The organism is Pseudoalteromonas sp. BSi20311, from assembly GCF_000239875.1.
GTDB lineage: Bacteria > Pseudomonadota > Gammaproteobacteria > Enterobacterales > Alteromonadaceae > Pseudoalteromonas.
Genome location: NZ_BADU01000065.1, coordinates 25264 through 48068, shown reverse-complemented (window position 1 = coordinate 48068; position 22805 = coordinate 25264). Strand labels below are relative to the sequence as shown.

26 protein-coding genes are annotated in these 22805 nt (G+C 40.3%); 11 read left to right on the top strand and 15 right to left on the bottom strand.

Annotated features, from left to right (window positions below; genetic code table 11):
* The 8 genes from P20311_RS07225 (at position 1) to P20311_RS07190 (ending at position 8987) form a co-directional block, all read left to right on the top strand.
* A complete protein-coding gene (locus P20311_RS07225) occupies positions 1-624 on the top strand; it encodes a 3'-5' exonuclease (RefSeq protein ID WP_008111206.1) in 624 nt (207 codons plus the stop codon).
* A gap of 127 nt (positions 625-751) precedes the next feature.
* Positions 752-1492 (top strand): SIMPL domain-containing protein, encoded by a 741-nt coding sequence (locus P20311_RS07220; protein ID WP_008111204.1) that lies wholly within the window; start codon positions 752-754, stop codon positions 1490-1492.
* Between the two features lie 183 nt (positions 1493-1675).
* Positions 1676-2689 carry an erythrose-4-phosphate dehydrogenase gene (gene epd, locus P20311_RS07215; RefSeq protein ID WP_008111201.1) on the top strand — a complete coding sequence of 338 codons (1014 nt, stop codon included), beginning with the start codon at positions 1676-1678 and terminating at the stop codon, positions 2687-2689.
* 49 nt (positions 2690-2738) lie between these two features.
* Entirely contained in the window at positions 2739-3914 is a 1176-nt protein-coding gene (locus tag P20311_RS07210; protein ID WP_008111199.1) for a phosphoglycerate kinase, read from the top strand.
* A 211-nt stretch (positions 3915-4125) separates the two neighbouring features.
* Entirely contained in the window at positions 4126-5190 is a 1065-nt protein-coding gene (gene fba, locus P20311_RS07205) for a class II fructose-bisphosphate aldolase (RefSeq protein WP_008111197.1), read from the top strand.
* Between the two features lie 638 nt (positions 5191-5828).
* The gene (phoB, locus tag P20311_RS07200; RefSeq protein WP_008111196.1) at positions 5829-6518 is read left to right on the top strand and encodes a phosphate regulon transcriptional regulator PhoB; all 690 of its coding nucleotides are present in this window, start codon (positions 5829-5831) and stop codon (positions 6516-6518) included.
* Between the two features lie 76 nt (positions 6519-6594).
* On the top strand, positions 6595-7911 hold the full coding sequence (phoR, locus tag P20311_RS07195) for a phosphate regulon sensor histidine kinase PhoR (RefSeq protein WP_008111193.1): 1317 nt from the start codon (positions 6595-6597) through the stop codon (positions 7909-7911).
* Between the two features lie 107 nt (positions 7912-8018).
* On the top strand, positions 8019-8987 hold the full coding sequence (locus P20311_RS07190; RefSeq protein WP_008111191.1) for a PstS family phosphate ABC transporter substrate-binding protein: 969 nt from the start codon (positions 8019-8021) through the stop codon (positions 8985-8987).
* A gap of 74 nt (positions 8988-9061) precedes the next feature.
* Here the strand turns inward: P20311_RS07190 and P20311_RS07185 are convergent, their stop codons facing one another.
* The 8 genes from P20311_RS07185 to sfsA all read right to left on the bottom strand — a co-directional run bounded on the left by P20311_RS07185 (position 9062) and on the right by sfsA (position 15449).
* Positions 9062-9301, bottom strand: coding sequence for a hypothetical protein (locus P20311_RS07185; RefSeq protein WP_008111185.1), 240 nt, complete (start codon positions 9299-9301; stop codon positions 9062-9064).
* Between the two features lie 28 nt (positions 9302-9329).
* Complete coding sequence (gene panC, locus P20311_RS07180; protein ID WP_008111183.1) at positions 9330-10178, bottom strand: pantoate--beta-alanine ligase; 849 nt, start codon at positions 10176-10178, stop codon at positions 9330-9332.
* Positions 10178-10972, bottom strand: a complete 795-nt coding sequence (gene panB, locus P20311_RS07175; protein ID WP_008111181.1) for a 3-methyl-2-oxobutanoate hydroxymethyltransferase — start codon at positions 10970-10972, stop codon at positions 10178-10180. Before panB ends, panC begins: the two co-directional genes overlap by 1 nt.
* A 30-nt stretch (positions 10973-11002) precedes the next feature.
* Positions 11003-11488, bottom strand: a complete 486-nt coding sequence (gene folK / locus P20311_RS07170) for a 2-amino-4-hydroxy-6-hydroxymethyldihydropteridine diphosphokinase (protein WP_008111179.1) — start codon at positions 11486-11488, stop codon at positions 11003-11005.
* A 3-nt stretch (positions 11489-11491) separates the two neighbouring features.
* Positions 11492-12790: a polynucleotide adenylyltransferase PcnB gene (pcnB, locus tag P20311_RS07165; protein ID WP_008111177.1), complete on the bottom strand. Its 1299-nt coding sequence runs from the start codon at positions 12788-12790 to the stop codon at positions 11492-11494.
* Between the two features lie 305 nt (positions 12791-13095).
* Positions 13096-13992: a tRNA glutamyl-Q(34) synthetase GluQRS gene (gene gluQRS, locus P20311_RS07160; protein WP_008111172.1), complete on the bottom strand. Its 897-nt coding sequence runs from the start codon at positions 13990-13992 to the stop codon at positions 13096-13098.
* Positions 13993-14004: 12 nt separating this feature from the next.
* Positions 14005-14448, bottom strand: coding sequence for an RNA polymerase-binding protein DksA (gene dksA / locus P20311_RS07155; protein WP_008111170.1), 444 nt, complete (start codon positions 14446-14448; stop codon positions 14005-14007).
* 281 nt (positions 14449-14729) lie between these two features.
* Positions 14730-15449 (bottom strand): DNA/RNA nuclease SfsA, encoded by a 720-nt coding sequence (sfsA, locus tag P20311_RS07150; protein ID WP_008111168.1) that lies wholly within the window; start codon positions 15447-15449, stop codon positions 14730-14732.
* A gap of 144 nt (positions 15450-15593) precedes the next feature.
* Here sfsA and pepB point away from each other — a divergent pair, with 144 nt between their 5' ends.
* Together pepB and P20311_RS07140 are read left to right on the top strand one after the other, a co-directional pair.
* Positions 15594-16892 (top strand): aminopeptidase PepB, encoded by a 1299-nt coding sequence (gene pepB, locus P20311_RS07145; protein ID WP_008111162.1) that lies wholly within the window; start codon positions 15594-15596, stop codon positions 16890-16892.
* 175 nt (positions 16893-17067) lie between these two features.
* A complete protein-coding gene (locus P20311_RS07140; RefSeq protein ID WP_008111161.1) occupies positions 17068-17634 on the top strand; it encodes a phosphoribosyltransferase in 567 nt (188 codons plus the stop codon).
* Positions 17635-17683: 49 nt separating this feature from the next.
* On the opposite strand, the gene P20311_RS07135 is transcribed toward P20311_RS07140, so the two are convergent.
* Positions 17684-18340, bottom strand: coding sequence for a Crp/Fnr family transcriptional regulator (locus P20311_RS07135; RefSeq protein WP_008111159.1), 657 nt, complete (start codon positions 18338-18340; stop codon positions 17684-17686).
* 278 nt (positions 18341-18618) lie between these two features.
* Here P20311_RS07135 and P20311_RS07130 point away from each other — a divergent pair, with 278 nt between their 5' ends.
* Positions 18619-18861 (top strand): YgjV family protein, encoded by a 243-nt coding sequence (locus P20311_RS07130; protein WP_008111157.1) that lies wholly within the window; start codon positions 18619-18621, stop codon positions 18859-18861.
* Between the two features lie 17 nt (positions 18862-18878).
* Here the strand turns inward: P20311_RS07130 and P20311_RS07125 are convergent, their stop codons facing one another.
* From P20311_RS07125 to P20311_RS07100, 6 genes are all read right to left on the bottom strand, one after another.
* Entirely contained in the window at positions 18879-19559 is a 681-nt protein-coding gene (locus P20311_RS07125; protein ID WP_008111153.1) for a FlgO family outer membrane protein, read from the bottom strand.
* 95 nt (positions 19560-19654) lie between these two features.
* Complete coding sequence (locus P20311_RS07120; protein WP_008111152.1) at positions 19655-21343, bottom strand: amidohydrolase; 1689 nt, start codon at positions 21341-21343, stop codon at positions 19655-19657.
* A 206-nt stretch (positions 21344-21549) separates the two neighbouring features.
* The gene (locus tag P20311_RS07115; RefSeq protein ID WP_008111151.1) at positions 21550-21786 is read right to left on the bottom strand and encodes a hypothetical protein; all 237 of its coding nucleotides are present in this window, start codon (positions 21784-21786) and stop codon (positions 21550-21552) included.
* A gap of 8 nt (positions 21787-21794) precedes the next feature.
* Complete coding sequence (locus tag P20311_RS07110) at positions 21795-22031, bottom strand: EF-hand domain-containing protein (RefSeq protein ID WP_008111150.1); 237 nt, start codon at positions 22029-22031, stop codon at positions 21795-21797.
* Positions 22032-22187: 156 nt separating this feature from the next.
* Entirely contained in the window at positions 22188-22415 is a 228-nt protein-coding gene (locus P20311_RS07105; protein WP_008111149.1) for a hypothetical protein, read from the bottom strand.
* A 12-nt stretch (positions 22416-22427) separates the two neighbouring features.
* Positions 22428-22661: an EF-hand domain-containing protein gene (locus P20311_RS07100; protein ID WP_008111148.1), complete on the bottom strand. Its 234-nt coding sequence runs from the start codon at positions 22659-22661 to the stop codon at positions 22428-22430.
* Positions 22662-22805 lie beyond the last annotated feature (144 nt).

Sequence of the window (22805 nt, the reverse complement as noted above, 5' to 3'; positions counted from 1 at the left end):
ATGGTTAAGCTGCTTATTACGCGATACTTAAAGCGTCGTCATTTGCTTGCGCAAAGTGCTTTAAAGCAACGTTATTTAGTGATTGATTTGGAATTAACAGGGCTTGATCCTAAACAACATGAAATTGTCTCGGTTGCTTGGGTACTGATTGATAATCAATGTATTAAAAACAGTCAGTCGCAGCATATCGTTAATAAAGAGGTTAAAAGTCTAGAGCAAAGCCCTGTTTTTCATGGCATTAGTACTGACTCGGTGGCACAAGGGCAAAGCCTACAGAGTATTTTAATGTCTCTAAGCGCTCACTTTAGTGACTGCATTTTAGTATTTCATAATGCCATGCTCGACTGGGGCTTTTTAAAGTTAGCACTAAAAAATGCAGGGATCACCCAGCGGCCTAAGCTGATCATCGATACCTTACAAATAGAAAAAAAGCGCTTACTGCAACACGCAAGCGATATAAAATTAGATGATTTAACCTTAAATGAATGCCGTAATCGCTACGATTTACCAAGCTATCATTGTCATCACGCTCTTACCGATGCACAAGCCACTGCCGAATTGTTATTAGCCCAATGCCACCAAATAGGCGCCGGTAAAGAACTTAAAGTAGGCGATCTAACGTAGGTTCTGAAGAGCGAAGCGAAACCCAACTTTAAAGTAGGCACAATGGCTTAGTTTTATTCAGTTTACTTTTCTTCTTGTTTGTATAATTATGGGAACGCATGTTTAATTAAAAATTCAAGGAACGAATATGAAACTTATCATCGCTATTTTTATTACCTTATTCCCTCTTATTGCTTTTGCTAATTCAGGCGTGCCAGCTAATCGTCATATCTCTGTGCATGGCACAGCTGAGGTATTAGTTGAGCCAGATATGGCTCAAATTATATTTGAAGTAAAAAGCATTGAAGATACATTACTTGAGGCTAAACGTGAGCTTGATGGCCGGGTTAGCGTGTTACTCGAAGAATTAGACAAATACGCCTTTGGGCAAGGTGATGTTCATATATCGGGTTTAAAAAGCAAGGTATACACTAGGGTTGGTACAGAATCTGGAACTGTTTCAGGCGATAAGTATTTAGCACTGAAAACAGTTAAAGTCACATTGAAAGATATTAAAAAAGTCGATGAATTTATTGATTTTGCCCAACGCTTAAAAATAGACAATATCAAAAAAATTAATGGTTTATCCTCCAAGGCTAAGCAGTTAGAGGCAGAGGCGACACAACTAGCAATCGATAACGCAAAAGCGAAGGGAAATAAGCTCGCTCAGTCTTTTGGTGCTGAACTTGGCAACGTTTATAGTATTAGTGCAAATTCCAGCAGCTCAGATTATGACGCGAGCGGTGTTAAGCACATTATTTTATCTAGCCACAGAAATAGCATGGCTGCTAGAAATAACGAGAGCCCATTTACGCAACAGCAATATTTAGGTGCAACAATAAGCGTTAAAGCATCTATAAACGTGGTGTTTGATTTAAAACTAAAATAGCAAATACCGCAAATACCTATTAGCCGAGCTAAAAGTAAAAGCGCATTGCGTGTTGATTCTGACGTTAATTTAAAGTTTCTAATGCTTGGCTCTTATAATCACAGGCAAGGTCGATTACAATACCGCCATCTAAAAGGCGACGCTGCCTTTCTCTGTACGTAACTAGAGTGGATTTTATCTTTCATGGCAATCAAACTTGCAATTAATGGTTTTGGTCGTATTGGTCGAAATATTGTCCGCGCACTATACGAATCAGGCTTAAGCGACGAGATTAAAATTGTTGCGATTAACGAATTAGCCGACCCTGAAGCTATTGCCCATTTATTAAAATACGACACCTCTCATGGTCGCTTTACCTTCCCAGTTAAACTAGGTGAAGACACTATCAGCGTTGCTGATGATACCATTGCATTATTTTGTGAAGAAAACCCAGTTGAATTACCATGGCAAACGCTAGATGTTGACGTGGTACTTGAATGTACAGGCGTGTACCACTCACGTGAGCACGCGCAGTTACATATTGCCGCAGGCGCTAAAAAAGTGTTGTTTTCCCATCCTGCTGATAATGATGTAGATGCGACCATTGTGTATGGCATAAACGACGATGAGCTGAAAAACGAGCATACTATTGTCTCTAATGGTTCGTGTACCACCAACTGCGTTGTTCCTGTTATTAAAGTACTCGATGATGCCTTTGGTATTGAATCTGGCGCCATTACAACGATTCATGCGTCAATGAACGATCAGCAAGTGATTGATGCGTATCACCATGATTTACGCCGAACTCGTGCCGCTAGCCAATCTATTATTCCGGTAGACACAAAATTAGCCCGTGGTATCGACCGTATTTTACCTAAATTTAAAGGTCGTTTTGAGGCCATTGCCGTTCGTGTACCGACCATTAATGTGACTGCCATGGATTTAAGTGTCACGGTAAATACCGATGTTGATTTAAACGCGGTTAATAGTGCGCTTAAAGCACAAGCTAAAGACAGGCTTGAAGGTATTTTAAGTTACACCGAAGAGCCGCTGGTATCGGTTGATTTTAACCACGATCCCCATTCTTGTATTATTGATGGCACACAGACACGTGTTAGTCATAAACGGCTGATAAAATTACTAGTTTGGTGTGATAACGAGTGGGGGTTTGCGAATCGCATGCTTGATACCGCTCGTGCTATGATGGCATTTAAGTAATATTTAAAACGTATTTATTGGTTTAGTATCGTTAACTAAGGAGATGTTCATGTCGGTCATAAAAATGGCAGATTTAGATTTAAACGGCAAGCGTGTATTAATTCGTGAAGATTTAAATGTACCCGTTAAAGCAGGTAAAGTGACGTCAGACGCACGTATTCGTGCAGCACTACCTACTATCAAACTTGCGTTAGAAAAAGGCGCGAAAGTGATGGTTATGTCACACCTAGGCCGTCCTACGGAAGGGCAATACGAAGACGAGTTTTCATTAGCACCCGTTGTTGATTACTTAAATGATGCACTTGAGCAAACTGTTCGCCTAGAAAAAGATTACTTAAACGGCGTTGATGTTGCAGATAACGAAGTGGTTGTTTTTGAAAACGTGCGTTTTAATAAAGGCGAGAAAAAAGACGACGAAGCCTTATCAAAGCAATTAGCTGCATTATGTGACGTTTACGTAATGGATGCCTTTGGTACTGCGCATCGCGCTCAAGCGTCAACCCATGGTGTGGGTTTGTTTGCTGATGTCGCGTGTGCCGGTCCATTATTATCGGCTGAACTAGAAGCATTAGGTAAAGCACTTGATAACCCCGCTCGTCCGTTAGTGGCAATTGTGGGTGGCTCTAAAGTATCCACTAAATTAACGGTACTTGATTCATTGTCTAAAATTGTTGATCAGCTGGTTACCGGTGGTGGTATTGCCAATACCTTTATTGCTGCTGCTGGCCATCCTGTAGGTAAGTCACTTTATGAAGCTGATTTAATGGATGAAGCAAATCGTTTATGCGCTGCGGCGAAAGCTAACGATGGCGAAATACCGGTACCCACAGACGTTGTTGTAGGTAATGAGTTTTCAGAGTCAGCTGTAGCAACACTTAAAGATGTAAGTGAAGTCACCAGCGACGATATGATTTTTGATATTGGCCCCGATACCGCAAATCAACTTGCAAAAATTATTGCTAATGCGGGCACGGTTGTATGGAATGGCCCAGTGGGTGTGTTTGAGTTTGATCAATTTGGTAATGGTACACGTGCCATTGCAAAAGCGATTGCTGATTCGAACGCATTTTCTATTGCAGGCGGTGGTGACACCCTAGCGGCAATTGATAAGTACGGCATTAGTGATAAAGTATCGTATATCTCTACAGGTGGTGGTGCGTTCTTAGAGTTTTTAGAAGGCAAAAAATTACCTGCAGTTGCAATGCTAGAATCACGCGCTAAATAATACCTTTGGGTATTAGCTAGCCGTAAAGCAGATGTGCTTATCCCACATCTGCTACAATTAACGAGTAAATACCTCTCACTTTTATTTAGTCGTTAATAATATGAATTTTAGGCCATTTGCCTTTTAATTCATGGCGCAGTGATTGCGCCAAACTAACAAATCCGTTCAAACTAGGTAGTAAAATAACTACCGATAAATTGGAGAATACCCAATGGCTTTAATCAGTATGCGACAACTTCTTGATCATGCCGCAGAGCATGGTTACGGTGTACCCGCGTTTAATGTAAATAACCAAGAGCAAATGCGTGCAATTATGGAAGCGGCTGATAAAACAAACAGCCCTGTTATTGTGCAAGGTTCTGCGGGCGCACGTGCGTATGCCGGTGCACCTTTTATTCGTCATATGATTTTAGCGGCAGTTGAAGAATGGCCACATATTCCAGTGGTTATGCATCAGGATCACGGTACATCACCGGGTGTATGTCAGCGTTCAATTCAGCTAGGATTTTCATCAGTAATGATGGATGGCTCATTAATGAGCGATGGTAAAACACCTTCAAGCTATGATTACAACGTTGATGTAACACGTAAAACAGTTGAAATGGCGCATGCGTGTGGCGTATCTGTAGAGGGTGAGCTAGGTGTATTAGGTTCACTTGAAACTGGTGAAGCGGGTGAAGAAGATGGTGTTGGCGCTGAGGGTAAACTTACCACTGAGCAAATGCTAACAAATCCAGAAGAAGCGGCAGACTTTGTAAATAAAACCCATGTTGATGCGCTGGCTATTGCTTGTGGTACATCACACGGTGCCTACAAATTTACTCGTCCACCAACCGACGACATTTTAGCAATTGATCGTATTAAAGAAATTCATGCGCGTATACCAAACACGCATTTAGTAATGCATGGTTCGTCTTCAGTACCACAAGAGTGGTTAGAGGTGATCAACCAATACGGTGGTGAGATCCCAGAAACTTACGGCGTGCCAGTTGAGCAAATTGTTGAAGGTATTAAATACGGTGTGCGTAAAGTAAACATTGATACTGACTTACGTTTAGCGTCTACCGGTGCAATCCGTCGTCATTTAGCAATGAACCCGTCTAACTTCGACCCACGTAAGTTCTTAGCCGCTGCAACGCAAGCAATGACTGACATTTGTATTGCCCGTTACGAAGCGTTTGGTACTGCAGGTCAAGCAAGTAAAATTAAGCCAATTTCATTGGATGAAATGCACCTTAAATACTTAAGCGGTGAGCTAAACCCAAAAATAAAATAGTGAGCCAATAATAGCGATACTCTCGCACTCATTATAAAAGCCAGTTGCCTATGCACTGGCTTTTTTGATCTGTGGGGGATCAGTATTTTACCTAGTTATTAATTTGGGATCACTCGATTACTAACTGGTCATATCTGGGATCATTACTTTACTAACTAAAGCGCTAAAATGGGCATGTTTTACTCATTTAGGCATCGTAAAGCGCAATGATAGAATGAAAATTATACAAAAAATCATTGGTTTAGCTTTAGTAGTGGGTAAAATAGTGATCCGTAAAGGGATCTGCTTGATAAAACTCTGATCCTGATATTTAAGATCTTAATAAAGCTGATCTAAATAGTGTCGTGGCACAGTCAGCTTTTATGATCAGACTAAAAATATAGCTGTTAAAACTCGTCGCTTAGTAATTTGATGATCTCATAAATAATATTAAAACTACGCGCAATTATTAAGCGATTAACACCTCAAACCGCTTTATTATTTACAGCTTATGATGATACAAAGATGACATATTTAATTTTTGTCACTATTTTGTGTTTTTTTTACGCTCATTTTGATTTCCACGTTACACTTTAATAAAAATGTCATACTTAGTCATAATAATGAAACCTACTCAATAGCCTAAGAGATAAATTGGAATGTCACGTAAAGTATTAGTCGTTGATGACGAAGCACCTATCAGGGAAATGTTGGTTTTTGTTTTAGAACAAAATGGGTTTCAAGCCATTGAGGCAGAAGATTATGATTCTGCAATATCTGCAATGGTTGAACCTTATCCAGATATGGTGTTACTTGATTGGATGCTACCTGGCGGTAGTGGAATTCAAATCGCTAAAAAATTCAAACAAAATGAACACACACGCCAAATTCCTATCATTATGCTGACAGCCCGCGGCGAAGAAGAAGATAAAATACGCGGTTTAGAGGTCGGTGCTGATGATTACGTTACTAAGCCGTTTTCACCTAAAGAGTTAATGGCGCGTATTAAAGCAGTTATTCGTCGTGTTGCTCCTACCTCACTTGAAGAGGCCATTGAAGTACATGGTTTGCGTTTAGATCCTATTTCGCATCGTGTGACATCAGGTGGCAGTGAGCTTGATATGGGACCAACGGAATTTCGACTGTTACACTTTTTTATGACCCATCCAGAGCGTGTATATAGCCGAGAGCAATTACTTGATCATGTATGGGGTACTAACGTCTATGTTGAAGATAGAACTGTAGATGTTCATATTCGTCGCCTGCGTAAAGCAATTGCAACCCTTGGACACGACCGCTTAGTACAAACAGTTCGCGGTGCTGGTTATCGCTTTTCGAGTAAATTATAAGTTTACTTCGTAAGTCACAATCTATTAACCTAGCACAGTCAAACTTCTGCTAGCGTTTATAAGGTAAAGAGCGTGTATGTATCGAGTTATTAACAAGCAGGCGTTAACCAAACGGCTGTTTGTCTATTTTATACCTTTGCTTTTAATTGGGGTGCTTATTGGTGCCCCATTTTTGATGTTGTTTTTGGGCGCTTTTTCGCTACTTATGTGGCATTACCATCAGCTTTATCGCTTAAGTGACTGGCTGCATAATCAACGCAGCTTTAACCCGCCTGAAGGGGAAGGGTCGTGGGAGCAAGTATTTGAAGGTATTTATCAGCTGCAACACCGCAATCGTAAAAAGCGTAATGAGTTGGCAGAACTGATACGGCGTTTTCGCGACGGCGCTGAGGCCGTACCTGATGCCGTTGTTGTACTACAAAACGATTTATCAATTGTGTGGTGTAATCAGCTTGCACTCAAAGTGCTAGGGTTACAGTGGCCGGTTGATCATGGTCAGCGCTTAGATAACTTAATTCGCGATCCTAAATTTGCTAAATATATGCGCCGTAAAGAGTTTAGCGATGCATTGGAGCTTGAAAGTGGCCACAGTGTTGAGCAAGTTCTTGAATTTAGGGTGATGCCCTATGCCAATACACAGTTGTTGGTAGTGGTACGCGATGTCACTCGCTTAAAGCAACTTGAGCAAATGCGTAAAGACTTTGTAGCAAACGTCTCTCATGAGCTCAGAACACCTTTAACGGTTGTTACCGGCTACCTTGAAATGCTCGATAGTGATTCACTGCCCCCGCCTGCAATGTGGAATAAAGCACAAACTACTATGCTAGAGCAATGCAAGCGTATGGATAGCTTAGTCAATCAGTTGTTGTCGTTATCGCGCATCGAAGGAGCAAAGCAACACAGTAATGACAAAGCGGTGAATGTGCCACGATTATTAAAGTTAATTGAAACAGAAGCGAAATCTATTAATCAAGACAAAGGCCATCAACTTACTTTTAATATTGATACATCACTTGATATTACCGGTGCTGAGGATGAACTTAGAAGTGCATTTTCAAATTTAGTATTTAATGCCATTCATTATACTAAACCAGGCGGTAAAATAGAGGTGCTTTGGCAGCGCAACAACCAACAAGCATGTTTTAGTGTTACCGATAATGGTGATGGTATTGCACCTGAACATATTAACCGCTTAACTGAGCGTTTTTATCGAGTAGATAAAGCCAGAAGTCGTACTACAGGTGGCTCTGGACTTGGTTTGGCAATTACTAAACATGTACTTACTCGCCATGGTAGTCAATTAAAAATCCACAGTGAACTGGGTAAAGGTTCCTGTTTTTCTTTCGCATTCTCAAGCGATAGACTTATCGCAATTGCGCCATCAGTGGCGTAATTAGAGTGGTCATAAAAGTGTCATTTAAGAGTCACACCATTGTCATGTACTCACTTTAGAGTGAACCGCAGTTAGGAAATGGGACGAACAAACTGGAGAACCCCAAAATGAAATTTAAAAACTTAGTTGCCGCAATGGGTGTGGCTGTTACAACATTTGTATCTGCACAAGCGGTTGCATTAGAAGACGGTATTCCTGAGTATCAAAAAATTAGCGGTGTATCAGGTAACTTTTCATCGGTAGGGTCTGACACATTAGCCAACATGATGACCTTTTGGGCTGAAGAATATAAACGTATTTACCCAAATGTAAATATTCAAATTCAAGCGGCAGGTTCGTCTACTGCGCCACCAGCACTAACTGAAGGTACGGCTAACTTAGGTCCAATGAGCCGTGCAATGAAGTCAAAAGAGATTGAAGCATTTGAAAAGCGTCATGGCTACAAACCAACACAAGTGCGTGTAGCAATTGATGCGTTGGCCGTATTTGTACACAAAGATAACCCAATCGAAGGACTACGCATTGATCAAATCGATGCTATTTTCTCATCAACTCGTAAATGTGGTGCACCAGAGCAAGTAAATCGCTGGAGTGATGTTGGTCTAGAAGGTGATTGGGCTGCAAAAGACGTGCAATTATACGGACGTAACTCAGTATCAGGTACTTACGGTTACTTTAAAAAGAAAGCGTTATGTAAAGGCGATTTTCGTAATAACGTGAACGAGCAACCGGGTTCAGCTTCTGTTGTACAATCAATTTCAGCGTCATTAAATGCGATTGGTTACTCTGGTATTGGTTATAAAACATCGGGTGTACGTACTGTTCCGTTATCGAAAAAAGGCACTAACTTTGTTGATGCCACGCTTGAAAACGTAGCGCAAGGTAAATACCCACTGTCACGTTTCTTATATGTTTATGTAAATAAACACCCAAATAAGCCACTTGGCCCAGTTGAAGCTGAGTTCTTAAAGATGGTACTTTCTCAAGAAGGTCAAAAAATTGTAGAAAAAGATGGGTATGTACCTCTTTCTGCAAAGTTAGTTGAATTAGAACTGAAAAAGCTAGGCTTGAAATAAGCAACTGAAGCAATTAATAAAAAACCGCTCATTGAGCGGTTTTTTTGTTTTACAATTTATGCCGACGATTGCTATTAGTCAGCTTTACCTAAGTTTTCAGCTTGTACTTTGCATTGATTGTACGCCTCAATACACTTTGATGAGCAAACTTGCGATTTAAGACTATCGGTCGTTGTTTGCTGCTCGCAGCTGGTTTCACATTGATAACTTTGTTGAGCACATTGATTAAGTGCCGGATTACCCGCCTGGCTCTGACAGCCAGCGAGAACTGCAAACGAAAAAGCCACACAGCTAGTTTTTATAAAAGTTTTCATGCTTGTCCTTAAAGTGTAGCTACCAAGATTAAACTTCAACTTGTAGGTTGTCGATTAATCTAACACTACCTAAAAAGGCGGCAGCTAAAATTACAAATCGTGTATCTTCGAGTGTAGCAGCTTTTAATGTATCTCGTTGAGCTATCGAAAAATAATCTGGTTTTAGACCTGCGTTTTCTAATGCACTCTTCGCTTCATTTTCCAGTGTGGCAAAGTCTTTATTACCGCTTTTAAGTTGCTGAGCACAGTGTTTTAAGGTGTTAAATAAAGCGGGAGCGGTGTGTTTTTCATCAGCTGATAAATACCCATTACGCGAGCTCATAGCGAGGCCGCTAACTTCACGCATGGTAGGTACGCCAATAATTTCTACTGGTATTGATAAATCAGTGGCCATGGTTTTAACCACTTGTAGCTGCTGAAAATCTTTTTCACCAAAACAAGCGTAATCAGGCTGTACTAAATTAAATAGCTTAGTAACAACAGTCGCTACGCCTTTAAAGTGACCTGGGCGTGAACCGCCACAATATCCCATTGAAATACCAGGTACATCAACAAAGCTTTGTGCACCTAACCCATTAGGGTAAATAGTTTCTACACTGGGAATAAACAAAATATCTGTTTCAAGATCGGCTAAACCTTGTTTATCAGCATCCAAGGTGCGCGGGTAACTGTCTAAATCTTCGTTAGCGCCAAATTGCATTGGGTTAACAAAAATACTGACGACGACTTTATCGGCCAGTGTTTTTGCTTTTTCTACCAGTGAAAAATGACCACGATGCAAATTGCCCATAGTAGGTACAAATGCGACGCTTAAACCGGCTTGGCGCCAGGCTCTAATTTGACTGCGTAATGATTTAATTTCAGTGATTGACTGCATTATTTAAACTCGTGTTCAGCGCTTGGGAATACGCCGCTTTTGACATCGTTACAATACTTTTTAACCGCAGCAGGCATATTGCCTGTTTCGAGTAAAAAGTTTTTTGAAAATTTAGGAATGTAACCTGCAGAAATACCCACTAAATCGTGCATAACCAAAATTTGGCCATCGGTTACATTACCGGCACCAATCCCGATTGTAGGAATACTCAATGACTCAGTAACGCGTTTTGCTAAGGCACTTGGAATACATTCAAGCACCAGTAGTTGTGCGCCTGCCGCTTCTAATGCTTTTGCATCGGCAATAATTTTTTGTGCTTGAGCTTCTTCACGGCCTTGGATTTTAAAACCACCGAATACATGCACTGATTGCGGTGTAAGCCCCAAATGGCCACATACCGGGATACCTTGTTGGGTGAGTGATTTAATGCTGTCATGCAGCCATTCACCGCCTTCAAGTTTGACCATATTAGCACCCGCGCGCATCAGCTCTGCAGCATTTTTACACGCATCATTTGGGTTTGCGTAGGTCATAAATGGTAAATCAGCAATAACAAATAAATCACGGCTTCCTGCGCGCACACAGCGAGTATGGTAGGCAATTTCTTGGTTTGTAACCGCTAAGGTATCATCGCCACCTTGTAATACCATACCCAAAGAATCACCAACTAAAACAACATCAACGCCGTTATCATGAAATAACTTAGCAAAACTAGCATCGTAAGCTGTTAACGCAGTGATTTTATTACTTTCAGCCTTCATTTTATTCAAAGTTGAAACGGTTATTTTAGACATAATATTCTCGCAGACAATGGCCTTAATTAATTACCGTGGTAATTGTTGTAAGTCGTTAAGCGGTAAAGTATTTGCTATCTGTTGGATAGATGCGCCGCTAGGTAAAATCAGTTCCGGTGCAATTTCTTGCAATGGGTAAACAACAAATTCTCGCTCAGTTAATCCATAATGAGGTACGGTTAAACGTTCGGTATTTAAAATGTGTTCACCAAATAATAAAATATCAATATCCAGTGTGCGTGCGCCCCAGCGCTCAGCCTTTCTAACTCGACCATGTTCCAGCTCTATGGCTTGGGTTAAATCAAGTAGTTGCTCTGGCTCAAGTGAAGTGTTGATACAGGCGACCGCATTCACATAATCAGGTTGATCTTGTGGTCCCATAGGCTTGCTCGCATAATAATGCGAGCAGGCTATAAATTCGCTGTTTGGCAAGCTTTTAAGTGCAATAACAGCGTTATCAAGTTGTTTTTTAGGGCTGTTAAGGTTTGCACCTAACCCCAAGTAGACACGTTGCATTATTTACTCAGCTGGCTTTTTAGTAGTACGACGGCGAGGTCGCTTACGTGGTTTTGGACCGCCTTGATGACCAAGCTCTCGCACCATTTCTTTTTGGCCATTAATATCTTGGCCTAAGTATTGTGTCCACCACTGTGCCAGTTCTGTATGCTCAGTTTCACCAGCATCAACACGCAATAGTAAAAAATCATAAGCGGCTTTAAAGCGTGGCTGCTGTGTTAAGCGGTAGGCACGTTGGCCAGCACGTTTATCTAAGCGCTGTTGAATATGCCAAATATCACGAGCACCTAACGTAAAGCGTTTTGGCACGGCAATGTGTTGGGCATTCTCACTCAGTACTTTATTAATTGCCTGAGCAAATGCATCGTATTCAGATAGTTGCTCTTGGCGTCTAATTTTTTCAGTACGTTCAATTAGCGGGAACCACAGTAACGCTGCAAATACGAATGCAGGAGTGACTTTTTTATCAGCATTAATACGGATATCAGTGTTGGCAAACATTTGCTTTATGAAGGTTTCTTCAAGTCCGCCTGGGTTTTTATCTAAAATGCGGTCTAGCTCAGGAAATAACGATTTAAATAAACCGTACTGACGCAGCATTATAAAGTTTTGCTGTGCTTTGCCGTTTAAAAATAGCTTGAGTATTTCTTCAAATAACCGCGCTGGCGGAATATTATCAAGCAAGCTTGCTAATTCGGTAATCGGTTTTTCGCTTGATGGCGCTATTTGCATATCTAACTTGGTAGCAAAGCGCACTGCGCGAAGCATACGTACCGGATCTTCACGGTAGCGTGTTTCAGGATCGCCAATCAACTCAATTTGTTTTGCTTTGATAGCGGCTAAGCCATTTGCGTAATCGTAAACACAAAAATCATTAATTGAGTAGTACAAAGCGTTGATTGAAAAATCACGGCGTTCTGCATCTTCTTCAATGCTACCAAATACGTTATCGCGAAGAAGTTGCCCGTGTTCACTTGACTGACTAATTTGATTTTTATCTTCTTGTGCTTCGTGATGGCCGCGCATTGTTGCCACTTCAATAATCTCACGGCCAAAAACAATGTGCGCTAAACGAAAGCGGCGACCAATTAAGCGACAGTTACGAAACAGTTTTTTTACTTGCTCAGGGGTGGCATTGGTTACAACATCAAAATCTTTAGGTTGTTGACCTAACAATACATCGCGAATGCAACCACCAACTAAGTAAGCATCATAGCCACCATCTTTCAGGCGGTAGAGTACTTTGATTGCATTTGGGCTAAATTGTTTGCGAGAAATACCATGCTCACCTCTAGGGATCACTAACGGCTCACTACTGATTGCGACATTTTCGTTATTGGCACTTGGGCCGATAATTTGTCGACAAAATTGAAAAAGCTTGGAAATAATAGTCTGTCTCCTAGAGAAGCGGTTGATTTGCTCGCCATTGCAATCAAAATCACAGCAAGTATTCGCTTAAAGCGTTATTTTTACCGTTTAATGTAATTAGCATATATTTAGGCGGCTATCATATACCAGCAAGGTAAAAAAATTAAGTTGCAGCACTGAAATTAAGCCATTTTTAACGATTTTATTTGAATTAATTACACGTAATACGTAATGGGAGGTTAAATCTGTATTTCGCGCTTAGCAGGAACAAGGCTTAGGTTAAAATGTGCCACGCCCCAAGCGAGTAATTGTTCGCAGGTTAAATCCATTAATTGCTCATGTATTGGCAGGCCTAAAAATTTAAATACAGCTATTAAAGTAGGTTTTGGATTTTGTTTGCAAATTGCAGGGGCATAATTTTGCTTAGAGAGTTTAAATCCTGGTTTTGCTACCGCTAAAGGTAAATGAGCAAATTCTGGAATAGGGCAATTAAGTTGTTTAAATAAACTGATTTGACGCGCAGTCGGTTCAATTAAATCAGCGCCTCGTACAATACGATTAATCCCTTGCTCAATGTCATCAATAACCACCACCAGTTGATAGGCAAATAAACCGTCGCTGCGTTTTATTATGTAATCTTCATGAGCGAGGGCAGGGTCAACGTCAATATGCCCTTGAATAAGGTCGTTATAATCAACAGTTGCATGGCATTGGCTTAAGCGCAGGGCATGCCCCTGTCCATTTAGTTGACTGTGTTTACACTGCCCTTGATAAATGCCGCCGAGGGCTTTTATTTGCTTACGGGAGCATTGGCAGGCATACACAAGCTGTTGCTGTGATAAAGAGTGCACGGCATCTTGGTAGATAGTAAGACGCTGTGTTTGGTACACAACGTTTTCATCCCAATTGAGGTTGTAGGCGTCTAAGGTATTTAGGATATCGGTGGCGGCGCCTTTTACAACGCGAGTGGTGTCTATGTCTTCGATGCGAACTAACCATTTTCCTTGGTTTGCTTTTGCATCTAGGTAGCTACCTACAGCCGCCACAAGTGAGCCAAAATGTAACGGTCCGGAAGGGGACGGTGCAAATCGGCCGCGATAGTTAGGTACTTGCGCAGTAACGGCTGTAGAAGACATGGCTATACTTAATTAGCCGCGTCCAGATTGCTTTTCTTTGATTTCAGCAAGTGTTTTACAGTCTACACATAGATCAGCAGTAGGGCGCGCTTCTAAGCGGCGAATGCCAATTTCAATGCCACAAGACTCACAAAAGCCAAATTCGTCTTCTTTAATTAATATAATTGTTTTTTCAATTTTCTTAATCAACTTACGTTCGCGGTCACGAGTACGAAGCTCTAATGAGAACTCTTCTTCTTGTGCTGCGCGGTCAACGGGATCAGGAAAGTTAGCTGCTTCGTCTTGCATGTGTGATTTTGTACGATCAACTTCGTTACGTAAATCATTACGCCAAGTTTCTAAAATTGTTTTAAAATGAGCACGTTGTGCATCATTCATGTACTCTTCACCCGGTTTTTCTTGGTATGGTTCTAAACCGGCTTGAGCCAATAAACCATGTCTTTTTTGGTCTGGCATAACTCTCTCCTAAATCCTTAATTTAATGCCTCAGCATTAGCCGGCGGTATAAATAACAGAAACTCATACCCTAGGCAAATTTATTTTTAAATAATCGAATTAGCTTAACCCTGTTTGGCGATATAAAAGTAGTAAAAGCACTACTTATACTTTGTTATCACAGTATTGGTTTATAAACTGGCGTAGTTATATGGGCAATAACAATAAAAACAACTTATTTTTACTTTTTGGTTAAGTATTTTTTGGGCGTGGCGAAATACCAACGCTTAAATGCGCTCTTTTTACTCAACAAACGCCACTTTCTCAACTAAAGTTACCTCACTGGCAGAAATATGGGCTTTATAAGCTAATACTTCTACGCCTTGCTCAATCGCTTCGCTTAGTAATTGTGCATAGGTTGAATCTATATGCGCCGCCGCACTCACTTGTGTGATCCCTTGATGTAGCACCGCAAATAGTAATACCGCACGATGCCCTTGTTTTACCATTTCGATTAATTCACGAATATGCTTTTGCCCACGAACTGTTTGCGCGTCTGGGAAGTAACCTTGGCCGCTTTGTGGATGCTCTTCACTCAGCAGCGTGACTGATTTAACTTCAACATAGCAATTGGCGTTACTGCTGTGGGTAAGTAAAAAGTCGATGCGACTGTTTTCACTGCCATATTTCACTTCACTTTGGACTTGCTGATAGCCTGTCAGCTCTTTAATTACTTCAGCATTAATCGCCTCTTCTACTACTTTATTAGCAACGGCTGTATTTACACAAATAAGCTGTGATAAGTTATTTTGCGTCAGCTCTAAAGACTGTGGGTACTTTCGTTTGGTGTTACTGCTGGTGGAATAAAAGGCATTAAAACCAGAGTCAGCACAGCCCGTCATTTTCCCCGTATTAGCACAGTGAGCGGTAAAAGTGCTGCCATCACTGAGCTCTAAATCAGCTAAAAAGCGTTTGTAACGTTTTAATAACGTAGCAGATTGTAATGGTGGGGTGTACTTCATTAATGACTTCCTTATATAACCAGAATTCAGGTTAAGTAAAATAAGACTTTGCGGACTATTTAAGGTTATTTACCGCAAGCTGTTGGGAACTTAGGCGCGCTATAGTAAACTCAACCATACATTTAAGTGCAAGGATATTCTAACATGAGTGAAAAATTTGTTGTTCAATTAAGCGAGCAGTCGGCACCAGGACACTGGGGCGAAAATGCGTCACTATCTTTTAACGAACACGGCGCAACGGTTCATTTATCTGAGCAAGAAACATTAAAAAACGTGCAAAAAGCAGGTCGTACTATTGCAAGCCAAGGCATTAAAAGTGTTGTGCTTGAAGGCGATGTTTGGTGTACAGAGAGTCAATGGGCATTTTACCAAGGCTTTGTATCACCAAAAGTACTGCACGGTGTTGAGTTTGTTGATAATGCACAATCTGATTTAAAAGAACTTGCTGATTTAAAAGCTTCAGCAACGTGGGCACGTGAAATGGTTAACGGCACCGCCGATGACATTTACCCAGAGAGCCTAGCAGAAAAAGCAGCTGAATTTATTCAATCACTGGCACCAGAGCATGTTAGTTACCAAATAATAAAAGGCGATGCGCTATTAGAGCAGCAATGGATTGGTATTCATGCTGTAGGTCGTGGTAGTGAACGCCCACCTGTATTACTTGAGCTTGATTACAACCCAACTGGCGATGATAACGCACCAGTAAGCGCAGCACTTGTAGGTAAAGGTATTACATTTGACTCAGGTGGTTACTCAATTAAATCTAGCGAAGACATGTTAGGCATGAAGTGCGACATGGGTGGAGCTGCAACGGTAACTGCAGGTTTAGCGCTGGCCATTAATCGTGGCGTAGAAAAGCGTATTAAGCTGTTTTTATGTTGTGCAGAGAACTTAATTTCCGGCCATGCATACAAACTAGGTGATATTCTTACCTACAAAAATGGCACAACCGTTGAAATTGTAAACACAGATGCTGAAGGCCGTTTAGTATTAGCTGATGGCCTAATGGCGGCAGGTGAGACAGGCGCACCACTTATTATTGATGCAGCAACATTAACGGGCGCAGCCCTTGTTGCCGTTGGTCAAGAATACAACGCGTTATTTGCCCTTGATAAAGAGCTAGTGCGTGAAGTAGAAGACTTTGCATCACAAGAAATGGAAGCCGCTTGGCCATTACCGCTTGAAAAGTGGCATCAACAAAACTGCCCATCACCGTATGCAGATACAGCAAACAGCCGTGCACAAAAAGGCGGTGGCTATGGTGGTGCTTCAAATGCAGCAGGTTTCTTATCTCGCTTTGTGCCAAACGATGGTAAAGGTTGGGTACATATTGATTTAGCGGCTGCATTTAATATGGGTGGCGGCACTAGCCAGTGGGCTTCAGGCGCAACTACTCAAGGTATGCGTACAGTCGCGCGTACCTTGCTTGAAAAGGCTTAATCAACCAAGATTAAGCAATTAGTTAAAAAATAGGTATCTTAGGGTGCCTATTTTTTTATCCGCCATACAAGCAATTTTGTTTTATTTACGGTAAAATCCTTCGCCAATACGTGTTTGGGCATCTATTTCATTTAAACCTCGCTCAAATATTATACATACCACTGGGATCCTTACTATGTCAGAAAAGTGCTATATCACGGCTCAACAATTACTTGAAGATTCATTCCGCGTAGCGGCACAAGTGTATAAAGATGGCTTTCGTCCAGATTTTATTATTGGTATATGGCGCGGTGGTGCTCCAATTGGGATTGCAGTTCAAGAATATTATGATTACAAAGGTATAGAAACCGATCATATTGCGGTGCGTACGTCGTCTTATTACGGTATTGGCAAGCAATCAAAAGAAATCAAAGTACATGGTTTACACTACATTGTTGAAAACGCGAATGCGGGTGATTCATTGTTAATTGTGGATGATGTGTTTGACTCAGGTCGTAGCATTGTAGCGTTAAAAGAGAAGCTTTCTGAGCTAATGCGTTTAAACTTACCACGTGATATTCGTATTGCTTGTCCATACTACAAGCCAAAAAATTCAAAAGTTGATACAGTGCCTGATTACTACATTCATGAATCTGAAGAATGGTTAGTATTCCCGCATGAATTATCAGGGTTAACGCCGGATGAAATTATTGAAGGTAAATCTGATTTAGCTAAAATCCACGATATTTTACTTGAAAAATAAACGTGATTTTGCTCAATAAAAAAGGCCTTAATGGCCTTTTTTATTGTCTTTAAAGCTGTGCAAAGCTGTCTACATAGTCACTGAGTTTAGGAATATCGACAGCTTGCAGCCCTTGAGTGCTTCGTTGCACTAGGTTTTTTTCTACTAACTCACTCACTACCCGTCGGTATGCACGTTCAGTGGTTGCAAAGCGCTCTGCTTCTGCATTTACCGTAGGATAAGCACGCAATAAAGTGGGGTTGTTATTCTCCGCACGTAATAAGCAATCTTTAGCAATGTTGTAGCTTAAGGGAAGTAACAGTTTATCTAAGTTAATCTTTTGATTTTCTTGGAACTTAGCGGCAATGGTTTGCGCTGTGTAAAGACTCAGTTCTGGTTTATCGAGCAATAATGAGCGCCAATGCTTTAGCTCAATAAGATTATACGTTACATCACTGAAGCAGGTTACCGTGTAAATGCACGGGTTATTATTCAGTGCTTCAATTTCACCAATTAAGGTGTTGTTACAGTCGAGCTGACCAAGAAGCAGGCGTCGGCCATTCCCCACATCATAACTAAACGATACAGTACCACTTCGCACCAATACCAACTTAGTGAGTGGTTGGTCTTGCTGTATTAATATTTCTTTTTTTGATTGCTGATAACTACTGCCGGCAAATGTCAGCAGCTGTTCAACAAGGTAACTGGAAAAATGGTATTGAAACATCAATCATGCTCTTCGGACAATTGTCCTATTTATTACACCTTAATGACGATAGCATTAAGATTAAGAATTTACGCTAACTTGCCCACGTTGTTATTTATTTAATGGCGTTAAATGGCCTTCATTCTACCGTGTAATGATTAAAAAATTGTGGGTAAAACCAGCATATTTTAAGGTTTTATTGGTAAGTTAGCTTTTTTATTTAAACTGCTGTGCAGCATATTTTAATAATGTACTAAAGTTTAGCTAGTAATATTAACCTAAAGCCTAGGAGAGAACAATTGAGTTGGGAATATTTAGGTTATTTAGCATCCGCTTTATTAGTTATATCCTTGACCATGACCGATGTAACCAAACTACGTTGGTTTAATTTATTGGGCTGTATTGCGTTTACTTTTTACGGTGCAGCAATCGGTTCTGTACCGGTGGCATTTACTAATGGCTTATTAGCTCTGGTCAATATTTATCACATTATTAAGTTATATCGTCAGTCTAAAGCTGATACAAAAAGGGTTAACTTTTAAGTTAACCCTTTTTTGTTTTATTGAATTTCGTCTAATATAATTCCATCAACTCTTCGAGTTGGATATAAAGACTCAACAATAAAGCTAGGGATAAATCCTTTGGCTGTTGATACAACTATCTTAGATTTAGCTCCTATTATACGAGCATTCACAATAACGCCTTTGTTAGTGTATGTTAGAGTTCCCGTTAAAGTGTAGTCGATATGTGGGTAACCTTTAATTTCTTTACCATTACGACTAAATGAAAAGTCTCCTAAAGGTGTGACATGAACATCTCCAGTGTGTTTGTAGTCAACGATAGATAAACCAAATTCTTGCATTTCGGTTATAAAACTTTCAGCTAGGTGGTTACCAAAAATATTAGTTGTTTGAAGGTTGTCATCTAAATTTACAAACGAGGTAACCGCGATAGGAGTTCGACTGTTAACATAATTCATATTTTGAATTAACTTCATGGCTAGCTGTTCAGTGTAATCACTTAATAACTTACTACTATTAACAGGGCGAAAGTTATTTTCAGGGAATTGCCAATTATTAACTCGAGGTTGGTAATTTCTGGCATACCGATTGTTATAAGAGTGATTATTGCTAACATTGTCATGACCTGAATGACCGTTGTAAATTGGGTGTGTAGAACATGCTGAAAGTGATATGGTGAAAAGTGCCGATAAAACTAGAGGTATTTTTTTTGAAAACATGTGTTCATCCTGAAACATAATAATTACTATAAGTTCTTATTTTATCGACACAACTTTTGATTACTTTAGTAAATTTTCACCTTTTTTATGTTTTTTTACTCAGCCTTCGCTGCGTCTTTTTGGTAACGTAACTTACCCGCTATCCACGTTTGCAATACCTGAGTTTTGTAAAGCTGCTCAATAGGTACTTTAAAATAGTCTTGATCAACCAGTATAAAGTCAGCCCACTTACCTTGCTCTAAACTACCTACTTTAAACTCTTGATGCGCTGCATAGGCGCCACCAAGGGTAAATGCACGTAATGCATCTTCTCTGCTTAATACTTCACTGGCACGCCAACCGTTTTCAGGCAGTTGATTATGATCCATGCGGGTGATAGCTGAATATAAACCATCAAACGGGTTCGCCAGCTCTACGGGATAATCAGAACCGGCTGCAATAGTCGATCCCTGATCCAAGAACGTTTGCCAAGCATAAGCGCCTTGAAGTTGTTTATCAGTTAAGCGTTGCTCTGCCATATGCATGTCTGATGTGGCGTGCACCGGTTGCATTGATGGGATTATTTTCAGGGTTTTAAAGCGTGGAATGTCTGCGGGAGAAACTATTTGCGCATGTTCCATGCGGTTACGCAGCAGTATGCCACCGGTTTGCTTAAATACATTTTGATAAGCATCGAGCACAATTTTATTGGCTCTATCGCCAATGGCGTGGGTATTTGCGCTAAACCCGTTTTTAAAGGTGAGTGTAAATAATTGCTCTAATTTTTCTTGGGTTTCAAGCATCAGGCCAAAGTGGTTGGCTCTATCAGCGTATTCATCGATAAGCGCAGCACCGCGAGACCCTAATGCGCCATCGGCATAAATTTTCACACTGCGAATAGATAAAAAGTCGTGTGCATCTTGATAGCGACCCGCTTTAAGCATCATGTTTAAATCTGGGCTTGCTGCACTTAACATCGCTACAATTCTAAGCGGCAACGTACCTAGCTCGGCGCGTTGTTTATAAACTTGCCAAGTGGTTTTATCAATACCTGCATCATGAGTTGAGGTAATGCCTAGGCTTAGTAAGTGTTTACCTGCGGCATCTAATGCATTACTGACCGATTGTGCAGACGTTGCAGGCATATGCTGGGTAACCAAGGTTTCTGCTTTATCAATAAAAATACCGGTGGGTTTACCAAACTCATCTTTTATAATTTCTCCACCCGTAGGCGATAATGTATCAGCGTTAATATTGGCAAGTTCTAATGCTTTTGAATTAACCCAAATAGCGTGGCTATCTACTCGCGATAAAATAACAGGGCGATCGTTAACGACTTTGTCTAAATCAGCGGCTGTAGGAAAGCGGGTGTTTGACCATAGTTCTTGATTCCAGCCCCGACCAATGATCCAACCTTCTTTATCTTTAGCAAATTCGCTGAGCTTAGCGGTTATTTCATCTACCGACTTAGCACCGCGCACATCAAGTTGCGACAAGTTATTACCCAGTCCGATGACATGTCCATGCGCATCAATGAGCCCTGGGAGTAAAGTTTTACCTTCTGCGTCAATTAGGGTTGCGCCGGGAAAGCTATTTTTTAAGTTGTCTGGACCGGTTTTAACTACTTTGCCATCTTTTATGACTAAGGTTGTAAATGTGTTTACTTCGCCATGGCGCATTTTTCCTTTATACAAAGGTGAGTAGCCATTGGCATTATAAATGACTTTAGTTTGTGCTATTGCCACGCTAGATAAGCCGCAAAGGCTTACTAGCAATATCGGTTTTATTAGTTTTTTCAGTTGCATAAGAGACATGTTGTTATTTTTTGTACTATCACAGTAGCAAACTCAAATTTAGAATACCAATAGCATAATTTATTAATAGTCGAATAAGCCCAGCTTTTAGCTAGAGCAAGTAACAAGTTAAGGGTAAATAGGCTGTGGGTTAACAAGGAGAGGTTTAACTTTCTCAAGCTTGAGAAACTTAACCAAGCTTTACTTGAGGGGGCTATTTATTTACTGGCGTACAAACTGTATTCGCTTAATGACAATTGTGTGTCTTTATCACGGTCGTAACTGCTAAAGCGTGACCACAAAGCAGGATCACTGGCGGTTTCAGAGCGAGTCAAAAAGCCATCCTGATTGCGGTCAAGTTTTTCAAACTTTTCGTCAATATAGCTGCTTGTCGCAAAACTCATACAGCTAAAAACAGTGAGTGTTAGTAAAATAATATAGTGGATAGGTTTCATCTAAATACTCAGTACAGGTTATTGGTTAGGTAGTTTTTAAACTCAGTTAAAGAAATTCTGTTATCTTGATTTTCATCCCAATTTGAGAATGAGTTTAATAGCTGAGGCTGAGCAGCAAGCTCGCTATGGGTTAAATACCCGTCATTATTTGTATCTAAATGCTCAAAGCGTTGCTTTACATCAAGTGCGAATGCACTTTGGCTGATAAAAAGTAAAGCACCAATAAAAGGAAGCAGTATTCTCATAGTTGGCGTTCCAAGGTGTATTTTAATTGCTGGCAGTATTGAAAGAAAGCACTTGCCATAATTTAACTCCCAACATTAAATCCGTTTACACACTCCCTCAGGGATTATGGCAAATGCTTTTAACTCTATAATATAAAACTTAACTTGAATCTAAACTTAAGGTTTAAAGTTTTCGAACTCTTTTTTAGAAATCATCTCGTTATTGTCTTTGTCTAAATCAGTAAACTGCTTGAGTAACTGTTTATCTTGTTTTGCTTCTGTGAGCGATATTTGGCCGTCCATATTTTTATCTAAATGCATAAAACGTACGTTTAACGACGATGCCAATGCCGTTGCACTAATAGCTAAAAATAGCAGTGAAAAAGCACCAATCAATTGTTTCATAAATATACTCCTTTATTTTACAAACTGTTTAAATTCATCGAACGATAATTGTCCGTCTTCATTTTTATCTATTTGTGCAAAATTCTCATGCAGTAATGCATCTTCGCCAGCTTCCGCTTCACTTAATGTGCCGTTGCTGTCCTTATCTAAGCTGTAAAATGCTGTGTTCACATCAAGCGCAAATAAATGACTACTTGTGAAACATAACGCTATTAATACAGTAGATTTTAGATAACCTTTAGTCATTCCTTGGCCTTTAAAAATTAATATTTATAAGCGTATTACAATTATGGTGCCAGTTTTTATTTTCATTAAAAATCATATGGTTAAATTTATTCTGTGTTTTTAATGGGTAATATTTACCGACGGTTGTGTGTTTTATGCAACATT

Coding starts and splice junctions, on each gene's coding strand:
- P20311_RS07225 (WP_008111206.1), top strand. CDS start 1: ATGGTTAAGCTGCTTATTACGCGATACTTAAAGCGTCGTCATTTGCTT.
- P20311_RS07220 (WP_008111204.1), top strand. CDS start 752: ATGAAACTTATCATCGCTATTTTTATTACCTTATTCCCTCTTATTGCT.
- epd (WP_008111201.1), top strand. CDS start 1,676: ATGGCAATCAAACTTGCAATTAATGGTTTTGGTCGTATTGGTCGAAAT.
- P20311_RS07210 (WP_008111199.1), top strand. CDS start 2,739: ATGTCGGTCATAAAAATGGCAGATTTAGATTTAAACGGCAAGCGTGTA.
- fba (WP_008111197.1), top strand. CDS start 4,126: ATGGCTTTAATCAGTATGCGACAACTTCTTGATCATGCCGCAGAGCAT.
- phoB (WP_008111196.1), top strand. CDS start 5,829: ATGTCACGTAAAGTATTAGTCGTTGATGACGAAGCACCTATCAGGGAA.
- phoR (WP_008111193.1), top strand. CDS start 6,595: ATGTATCGAGTTATTAACAAGCAGGCGTTAACCAAACGGCTGTTTGTC.
- P20311_RS07190 (WP_008111191.1), top strand. CDS start 8,019: ATGAAATTTAAAAACTTAGTTGCCGCAATGGGTGTGGCTGTTACAACA.
- P20311_RS07185 (WP_008111185.1), bottom strand. CDS start 9,301: ATGAAAACTTTTATAAAAACTAGCTGTGTGGCTTTTTCGTTTGCAGTT.
- panC (WP_008111183.1), bottom strand. CDS start 10,178: ATGCAGTCAATCACTGAAATTAAATCATTACGCAGTCAAATTAGAGCC.
- panB (WP_008111181.1), bottom strand. CDS start 10,972: ATGTCTAAAATAACCGTTTCAACTTTGAATAAAATGAAGGCTGAAAGT.
- folK (WP_008111179.1), bottom strand. CDS start 11,488: ATGCAACGTGTCTACTTGGGGTTAGGTGCAAACCTTAACAGCCCTAAA.
- gluQRS (WP_008111172.1), bottom strand. CDS start 13,992: ATGTCTTCTACAGCCGTTACTGCGCAAGTACCTAACTATCGCGGCCGA.
- dksA (WP_008111170.1), bottom strand. CDS start 14,448: ATGCCAGACCAAAAAAGACATGGTTTATTGGCTCAAGCCGGTTTAGAA.
- sfsA (WP_008111168.1), bottom strand. CDS start 15,449: ATGAAGTACACCCCACCATTACAATCTGCTACGTTATTAAAACGTTAC.
- pepB (WP_008111162.1), top strand. CDS start 15,594: ATGAGTGAAAAATTTGTTGTTCAATTAAGCGAGCAGTCGGCACCAGGA.
- P20311_RS07140 (WP_008111161.1), top strand. CDS start 17,068: ATGTCAGAAAAGTGCTATATCACGGCTCAACAATTACTTGAAGATTCA.
- P20311_RS07135 (WP_008111159.1), bottom strand. CDS start 18,340: ATGTTTCAATACCATTTTTCCAGTTACCTTGTTGAACAGCTGCTGACA.
- P20311_RS07125 (WP_008111153.1), bottom strand. CDS start 19,559: ATGTTTTCAAAAAAAATACCTCTAGTTTTATCGGCACTTTTCACCATA.
- P20311_RS07120 (WP_008111152.1), bottom strand. CDS start 21,343: ATGCAACTGAAAAAACTAATAAAACCGATATTGCTAGTAAGCCTTTGC.
- P20311_RS07115 (WP_008111151.1), bottom strand. CDS start 21,786: ATGAAACCTATCCACTATATTATTTTACTAACACTCACTGTTTTTAGC.
- P20311_RS07110 (WP_008111150.1), bottom strand. CDS start 22,031: ATGAGAATACTGCTTCCTTTTATTGGTGCTTTACTTTTTATCAGCCAA.
- P20311_RS07105 (WP_008111149.1), bottom strand. CDS start 22,415: ATGAAACAATTGATTGGTGCTTTTTCACTGCTATTTTTAGCTATTAGT.
- P20311_RS07100 (WP_008111148.1), bottom strand. CDS start 22,661: ATGACTAAAGGTTATCTAAAATCTACTGTATTAATAGCGTTATGTTTC.